Below are 667 nucleotides of genomic sequence, written 5' to 3' on the forward strand. Positions count from 1 at the left end.
GTAAGCGCCNTCNGCNGNNGCTGNCCTGATTTTTCNGTGNGTNTGCCNGATNANNCCNGGGAAGGCNTCTGAGTCCGTNACNTTGTTCAGCGACAGGTCTGCACAGATGATTTCATGTGTNTTGCTGTCAACTGCCAGATGCAACTTTCGCCATATACGACGGCGTTCTTTGCCGTGTTTTTTGACTTTCCATTCGCCTTCACCAAAGACCTTCAGCCCGGTGGAATCAATCACCAGATGCGCGATTTCACCCCGGGTGNACGTTTTGAAACTGACATTAACCGACTTTGCNCGCTTGCTGACACTGGTGTAATCCGGGCAGCGCAACGGAACATTCATCAGTGTAAAAATGGAATCAATAAAACCCTGNGCAGCCCGCAGGGTCAACCTGAACACGCGTTTAATGACCAGAACGGTGGTGATGGCGAGATCAGAATAGCGCTGAGGTCTTCCCCGTGATGAAGGCGTTGCCGACTCATACCAGGCCTGAATAGCTTCATCATCCAGCCAGAAAGTTATGGAGCCACGGTTGATGAGGGCTTTATTGTAGGTGGGCCAGTTGGTGATTTTGAACTTTTGCTTTGCCACGGAACGGTCTGCGTTGTCGGGANGATGCGTGATCTGATCCTTCAACTCAGCAAAAGTTCGATTTATTCAACAAAGCCGT

The 667-nt window shown here is 50.5% G+C and carries 1 protein-coding gene; it reads right to left on the reverse strand.

Features of this window, described 5'->3' with window-relative positions; all coding sequences use genetic code 11:
* Positions 1-633: IS5 family transposase (locus VZP09_RS06785; protein ID WP_328795469.1), on the reverse strand; the 633-nt coding region annotated here is incomplete at its 3' end.
* Between the last annotated feature and the right edge of the window lie 34 nt (positions 634-667).

The sequence above is a fragment of the Klebsiella sp. EMBS2024 genome, assembly GCF_036233805.1.
GTDB classification, from domain to species: Bacteria; Pseudomonadota; Gammaproteobacteria; order Enterobacterales; family Enterobacteriaceae; genus Klebsiella; species Klebsiella pneumoniae.